The following is a 6,904-nucleotide window of genomic DNA, read 5'->3' as shown; positions in this document are numbered from 1 at the left end:
GGCGAGGCCCACGGTCTTCTGCGGGGCGATGCGGCGAACCGCCCGTTCGCCACGGCCTGCCGCCGGTGGACCTCAGGGAGGTCGGGCATAGTGATCGAGAGGGCATGAAGCAGATCCGGCCCTGATCCATCGATGATCCCGGCTCCTGGTGAAGCCGGGAACGCCGACCGTGTGCTGTGTCCGCCTCGCCGCGGGCACAGCACACGCATGTCCGGGGCCGCCCGGATACGGCCGAGACCCGTCGCGCGCGGTTGACCCCGTCGCGCGGAGTGGACCTTAATGCGGGCCATGAACGCCGCTATGACGCAGTCAACTGCCAGGGTCGTAGGCTTACTGCTGAGTAAGGGCACGGGGCGGGAGGAACACTGAGATGAGTGCGGTGAAGAGCGCGAGGACCAAGCGCATGCCGCGGGCCGTGCGCGAGCAGCAGATGATGGACGCCGCCGTGCGGACCTTCGGGCAGCTGGGCTACCGGGCCGCCTCGATGGACGAGATCGCGGAGCTCGCCGGTGTCTCCAAGCCCCTGGTGTACCTGTACCTGAACTCCAAGGAGGAGCTCTTCACCGCCTGCATCAGGCGGGAGGCGCAGCGGCTGACCGCGGCCGTGCAGGCGGCGATCCAGCCGGGGCTGACGGCGGATCAGCAGATGTGGGCGGGGCTGGAGGCCTTCTTCCGCCACACGCAGGAGAACCCGGACGGCTGGTCGGTGCTGCACCGTCAGGCGCGTACGCACGGCGAGCCGTTCGCGGCCGAGGTCGCGCGGATGCGGGCGGAGATCGCCGCCTTCGTGACCGTGCTGATCGGCGCGGCGGCCGAACAGGGTGTGCCTCCGGCGCCGGGAACGGCGGGCTCGCACCGCAGTTCCGAGCTGGCCGACCGGGACATCGAAGGCCTCGCTCAGGCGCTCGTGGGGGCCGCGGAGTCGCTCGCGGGGTGGGCGAACGACTCCGGAGGCATCTCGGCGAAGGAGGCCGCCGGCCTTCTGATGAACTTCGCGTGGACCGGCCTGGGGGGCCTCATGCGCGGGGAGCGCTGGTCTCCCCGGTGAGGTGCACGCGGTCGCCGCTGCGCAGTTCGAAGCGGGTGCCGCCCGGGGCGGTGCGGGCCGCGTAAGTGACATCGGCGGGCAGCAGCACGGGCGCCCGGAACTCCGCCCGTGCGCCCTCCGCCGGCCCTCCGGTCCGCTCGGCCTCCGCCAGGCAGCGGGCGAACGTCCACATGCCGTGCGCGATGGCGCGGGGGAATCCGAAGAGCCTCGCCGTGAGCGGGTGCAGATGGATCGGGTTGCGGTCCCCGGAGACGGCACCGTAGCGGCGGCCCAGGTCACCGGGGACCCGCCACGCGGCGACGGCGGGCAACGGCCCGGCGGTGGGGGCGCTTTCCCGTGGACCGTCGTCACCGGTGCGGTGCCGGGCGAGATAGGAGCTGCGGGACTCCCACACCAGCTCGCCGTCGAGGCGCGCCCGGGTCACCATGACCACTTCCGTGCCCCGCCGGTGCGGGACCAGTTCCTCGGCGTGCACGGCGAGTTCGGGCCGGTCCGCCGGCATCAGGGCCGGCCCGTGCCGGATGATCCCGATACGGGTGTGGACCAGGCCGAGGAGCGGCAGGGGGAAGGCGCGGTCGGCCATCAGCCGCACGGCGAGCGGGAATCCGAGGATGTGCGGGTAGGGGAGCGGCAGCGGCCCGCCCGCCGGGAAGCCGCAGACGTCGGCGTACACGGCGAGCCGCGCGGCGTCGGTACGGGCACCGGGCAGTACCAGCCGGGTGCCGGGAAGCTGCGCCCCGGCGCGGACGCGGCGCTTCAGCGGTGACAGCGCCGCCCCGCGGACGAGCAGCGGCGTGAGCGCGGGCGCCGAGGCGAGGATGACGTTCCGCACGCTCACGCCCCCAGAGGGCGCCGGCCGCGGACACATGGGGGCGGGCCGCCTGCCGGGCCCGAACCAAGGTGCGCCACGCAGGTTTCAGCTGCGACGCCGCTCATGATTCCGTCCTCGCCCGCCGGGTGAGCGCTCCGGCCGACGGCCTGCCGGTGACGTTCGGACAGCGATCGGCCATTGTCCTGACTCCCTGCTCGACCATGGATTTACTCCCGAGTAAGGTTACTCAGAGGTCAGGATCTGGTCGAGATGGTGCCGGCGACACCTCGCGGGACACGAGCGCCGGGCCGTGGGCCGAACTCCCTCCGAGCCACGGACGGACAGGACGTCACCACGGTCGCCGAACGCGCGTGAGCCGGCCGGTCCCCTGCGCAGCACGCCTGTCAGCCTTCATGACGAGGAGCCGCACGTGTCAGTCGATCTGGTTGGTCCCGGCGGTGCGCCCGTGCCGGTGGAACCGCACAAGAAGCTGGTGAACGGCGTCGTGCGGGAGGTGACCGTGCAGGCGCTCGTACCGGCCGTCACCCATGGCTCGCTCGCCGACATCCCGTTCCACAACGCCCACGAGGCCCCCGGCGACGCCGTAATCAGCGTCAAGGACGCGGACGGCGCCTGGCGGGACGTGACCGCGGAGCGGTTCGCCGAGGACGTCCTCGCCGTGGCGAAGGGGCTCATCGCCGAGGGCCTCGAACCCGGCGACCGGGTCGCGATCATGTCCCGTACGACATACGAATGGACGCTCCTCGACTTCGCCGCCTGGGCGGCCGGGCTCGTCACCGTCCCCGTCTACCCGACCTCCTCCGCCTTCCAGGCCCGCTGGATACTCGAGAACTCAGGGGCCGTCGCCTGCGTCGTCGAGAGCGCCGCACAGGCCAGGACGATCAGTCAGGAACGCAGGCAACTGCCGGGCCTGACCCACCTGTGGGCGTTCGACACCGGGGCCGTCGCCCACCTCCGCAAGGCGGGCGAGAAGGCCGGGATCACGGACGCCGTCGTCACGGCACGCAGGGCCGGACTGTCGCCGGACACGATCGCGACGCTGATCTACACCTCGGGCACCACCGGCCGCCCCAAGGGCTGCGCGCTCACCCACGCGAACTTCTTCGCCGAGGTCGACAACGCCGTCGAACTGCTGCACCCCGTCTTCAAGTCGCTCAGCAAGGAACCCGCCTCGACCCTGCTCTTCCTTCCTCTCTCCCATGTCTTCGGCCGCATGGTCGCCATCGGCTGCCTGCGCGCCCGGGTGCGGCTCGGACACGCACCCTCGATCCGGACCGAGGACCTGCTCGCCGACCTGGCCGGTTTCCGGCCGACGTTCCTGCTGGCGATCCCGTACGTCCTGGAGAAGGTCTTCAACACCGGCCGGGCCACCGCCGAGAAACTCGGCCGTGCCTCCTCGTTCGACCGCGCCGCGAGGATCGCCCGGCGCTACGGGCAGGCCGTGGAAGCGGCGGAGCACGGCACCGGCCCCGGTCCTTCCCTGGGCCTCAGGGCGGCACGGGCCCTGTACGACCCGCTGGTCTACCGCCGGATCCGGGCGGCCCTCGGCGGCAAGGTCCGGTACGCCATCTGCGGCGGCTCACCGCTCGGCAGCCGGCTCGCCTCGTTCTACGCGGGCGCCGGCATCGAGGTCTTCGAGGGGTACGGGCTCACCGAGACCACGGCCGCCTCGACGGTGACCCCGCCGCTGCGGCCCCGGCTCGGCACGGTCGGCTGGCCGCTGCCGGGCACGGCGGTCCGCATCGCCGACGACGGCGAGGTGCTGCTGCGCGGCGGCCAGGTCTGCGCCGGCCTCTGGGACGCGGAGCGCGGCGAGGCCGTACCGGTGACGGATGCGGAGGGCTGGCTGGCCACCGGCGACCTGGGGGCCCTGGACGACGACGGATATCTGACGATCACCGGGCGCAAGAAGGACATCATCATCACCTCCGGCGGCAAGAACGTCGCCCCCGCGCCGCTGGAGGACTGGCTGCGCGCGCACCCCCTGGTGTCCCAGTGCATGGTCGTCGGCGACAACCGCCCCTACATCACGGCCCTGCTCACCCTCGAGCAGGACGGGCTCGACCACTGGCGGCGGATGAAGAAGAAGGCGCATCTGCCCCTGGCCGACCTGGTCAGGGACGAGGAACTGCTCGGCGCGCTGCAACGCGCGGTCGACGAGGCCAACCGGCTGGTCTCACGGGCGGAGTCGATCCGCCGCTTCACGGTGCTGACGGTGGACTTCACCGAGGAGAGCGGGCATCTGACGCCGTCGCTGAAGCTGAAGCGCGCGGCGATCGCCCACGACTTCGGGACCGACATCGAAGCCCTGTACGACGGCCGGAGGGACTGAGGGCCCTCTCGGAAGGCCGCGGGTCCGCCCCGGATCTGCGGCAGTTGTGCGGAGAGGCGGAAAAGATCCGGGAAAGGGCAGGGAAAGCTCCCGGACAGGCCAGGGAAAGGCAGGAGCCCCGGCTCCGTACGACGTACGGGGACGGGGCTCCTTGGGTACTGCTGAGTCGTGCGCGATCGCCGACCCTGGCTGACTAGGCCGGGGTGACGTTCTCCGCCTGCGGGCCCTTCGGGCCCTGGGTGACGTCGAAGTTCACGACCTGGTTCTCCTCGAGGGAGCGGAACCCGGACGCGTTGATCGCGGAGTAGTGGACGAAGACATCCGGGCCGCCGCCGTCCTGGGCGATGAAGCCGAAGCCCTTTTCAGCGTTGAACCACTTGACGGTTCCGGTAGCCATAAGCCCTCCTATGGGCCAAAGGGTTGCCCTGCTCCAGAACCTGCAAGAAGTCTGAAAACTACAAAAGCCTGCGGGTTACATGCTCCGCAGGCTCTGTACTGCAAGGGAAACCAAACTGCAACTTGCGTCGAGCCTAGCACGCAGCGTGTGCGCAGCGGTAGAGGGAAAGATCACGTCACCCGGACGTTTGACCGGCCCTTCGTCGCGCTGACGAAGCCCAGCTCGGACGGGTCGCGCCGGGCCGCGCCGGGCCGTCGCGGCGACCCGGCGCGGAGGGATCCGGGGGGCAGGTCTAGCCTCACGATGTGGACAGTCTTGGAGAAAGCACAGCAACCGACCTCCGACGCAGCCGGCCGCGTGTCGGGCACATCCAGTTCCTGAACTGTCTGCCCCTTTACTGGGGGCTCGCCAGGACCGGAACTCTCCTCGATCTCGAACTGACGAAGGACACCCCGGAGAAGCTCAGCGAACGGCTGGTGAGGGGCGAACTCGACATCGCGCCCGTCACGCTCGTCGAATTCCTTCGCAATGCCGACGAACTCGTCGCCTTTCCCGACCTCGCGGTGGGCTGCGACGGCCCGGTGATGTCCTGCGTGATCGTGTCGCAGCTTCCGCTGGAGCAGCTCGACAAGGCACGGGTCGCGCTCGGCTCGACCTCCCGCACATCGGTAAGGCTGGCCCAGCTGCTGCTGGCCGAGCAGTATCAGGTCGCCCCCGACTACTACACCTGCCCGCCCGACCTCGGGGTGATGATGCAGGAGGCCGACGCGGCCGTCCTGATCGGCGACGCCGCGCTGCGGGCCTCCCTCCACGACGCTCCCCGCCTCGGTCTCCAGGTCCACGACCTCGGGCAGATGTGGAAGGAGTGGACGGGACTGCCGTTCGTCTTCGCCGTCTGGGCCGCGCGCAAGGACTATCTGGCCCGTGAGCCCCGCGTGGTGCGCAAGGTGCACGAGGCCTTCCTCGCCTCGCGGGACCTCTCCCTCGAAGAGGTCGGCAAGGTCGCGGAGCAGGCGGCGCGCTGGGAGGCCTTCGACGCGGAGCTGCTGGAGCGGTACTTCACGACGCTGGACTTCCGCTTCGGTCCCGACCAGCTCGCCGGCGTCACGGAATTCGCCCGCAGGACCGGCCCGACGACCGGCTTCCCGGCGGACGTGAAGGTCGAACTCCTCGGCAGCTGACCGGCGTCACGGCGCCCCGGGCCGGCCGCCCCCGGCAACCCCTAGGCTGAGGGCCGACTGGCGCAGGATGCCGAACGGGGGAGTTCAGATGCAGCCGCTTGATCCCGGCGAGCCGCGCAGCATCGGCGCGTACCGGCTGCTGGGCAGGCTCGGGGCGGGCGGAATGGGGCGCGTCTATCTGGGGCGCAGCTCCGGCGGGCGCACCGTCGCGGTCAAGGTCGTCCACCCGCACTTCGCGCTCGACGACGAGTTCCGTGCCCGCTTCCGGCGCGAGGTGGAGGCCGCACGCAGGGTCGGTGGGGAGTGGACCGCCCCGGTCCTCGACGCCGGCCCCGACGAGCCGGTCCCGTGGGTGGCGACCGGTTACGTCGCCGGCCCCTCACTCACCCAGGCGGTCACGGACCACGGGCCGCTCCCCGCGCACTCGGTGCGGGTGCTGGGCGAGGGACTGGCACGCGCACTGGTCGCCGTCCACGCGCTGGGGCTGGTGCACCGGGACGTGAAGCCGTCCAACGTGCTGCTGACGCTGGAGGGACCGCGGCTGATCGACTTCGGGATCGCCCGTGCCACGGACGGCACCGCGTCCCTCACCTCCACCGGTGTCTCCGTCGGGTCGCCCGGTTACATGTCTCCCGAGCAGATCCTCGGCAAGGGCGTCACGGGCGCCGCCGACGTCTTCTCGCTCGGCGCGGTCCTCGCGTACGCGGCGACCGGCACCGCCCCCTTCCAGGGCGACTCCTCGGCCGCGCTTCTCTACAAAGTCGTGCACGAGGAGCCCGAACTGGGCGCGCTGGACGGCGAACTGCGGGACCTGGTGGGCGCCTGCCTGGCCAAGGACCCGGCCGCCCGCCCGGCCCCCGGCGAGATCGCGGACGGCCTCGCCGTCGCCGCGGGGCCGTCGGGGTGGCTGCCGGGACCGCTTGTCGAGCAGATCAGCCGCGCGGCGGTGGAACTGCTGCATCTGGAATCGCTGCCGGACGAGTCGACCGGGCCGGGGCCCGTGTCCGCCGCCGAGCCGGGTGCGTCGGGGCCAGTGGCGTTCAGCAGCCCCGCCGTCGGCGTCTTCGGCCCGCCGATCGACCCGGGTACGCCGGGGGAGGCCCCGGCCGGATGG

At 71.6% G+C, this 6,904-nt stretch carries 6 protein-coding genes; 4 read left to right on the top strand and 2 right to left on the bottom strand.

Annotation, left to right across the window (positions count from 1 at the left end; all coding sequences use genetic code 11):
* Positions 1-370 precede the first annotated feature (370 nt).
* Positions 371-1,048, top strand: coding sequence for a TetR/AcrR family transcriptional regulator (locus ACWGH4_RS04200; protein WP_453455355.1), 678 nt, complete (start codon positions 371-373; stop codon positions 1,046-1,048).
* Here the strand turns inward: ACWGH4_RS04200 and ACWGH4_RS04195 are convergent.
* Positions 1,017-1,916, bottom strand: coding sequence for a MaoC family dehydratase (locus ACWGH4_RS04195; protein ID WP_453455352.1), 900 nt, complete (start codon positions 1,914-1,916; stop codon positions 1,017-1,019). The two genes, ACWGH4_RS04200 and ACWGH4_RS04195, sit on opposite strands and share 32 nt — an antisense overlap.
* Before the next feature lie 373 nt (positions 1,917-2,289).
* Here ACWGH4_RS04195 and ACWGH4_RS04190 point away from each other — a divergent pair, with 373 nt between their 5' ends.
* Positions 2,290-4,212, top strand: coding sequence for an AMP-dependent synthetase/ligase (locus tag ACWGH4_RS04190; RefSeq protein WP_453455349.1), 1,923 nt, complete (start codon positions 2,290-2,292; stop codon positions 4,210-4,212).
* Between the two features lie 193 nt (positions 4,213-4,405).
* Here ACWGH4_RS04190 and ACWGH4_RS04185 read toward each other — a convergent pair whose 3' ends face one another.
* The gene (locus tag ACWGH4_RS04185) at positions 4,406-4,609 is read right to left on the bottom strand and encodes a cold-shock protein (protein WP_003967102.1); all 204 of its coding nucleotides are present in this window, start codon (positions 4,607-4,609) and stop codon (positions 4,406-4,408) included.
* Between the two features lie 305 nt (positions 4,610-4,914).
* Here ACWGH4_RS04185 and ACWGH4_RS04180 point away from each other — a divergent pair, with 305 nt between their 5' ends.
* Positions 4,915-5,790 (top strand): menaquinone biosynthetic enzyme MqnA/MqnD family protein, encoded by an 876-nt coding sequence (locus tag ACWGH4_RS04180; protein ID WP_441265672.1) that lies wholly within the window; start codon positions 4,915-4,917, stop codon positions 5,788-5,790.
* A gap of 88 nt (positions 5,791-5,878) precedes the next feature.
* A partial coding sequence (locus tag ACWGH4_RS04175) for a serine/threonine-protein kinase (protein ID WP_453455346.1) occupies positions 5,879-6,904 on the top strand: 1,026 nt, incomplete at its 3' end.

The sequence above is a fragment of the Streptomyces sp. NPDC054847 genome (genome assembly GCF_053610925.1).
This window is presented reverse-complemented; position numbering and strand designations above follow the sequence as displayed.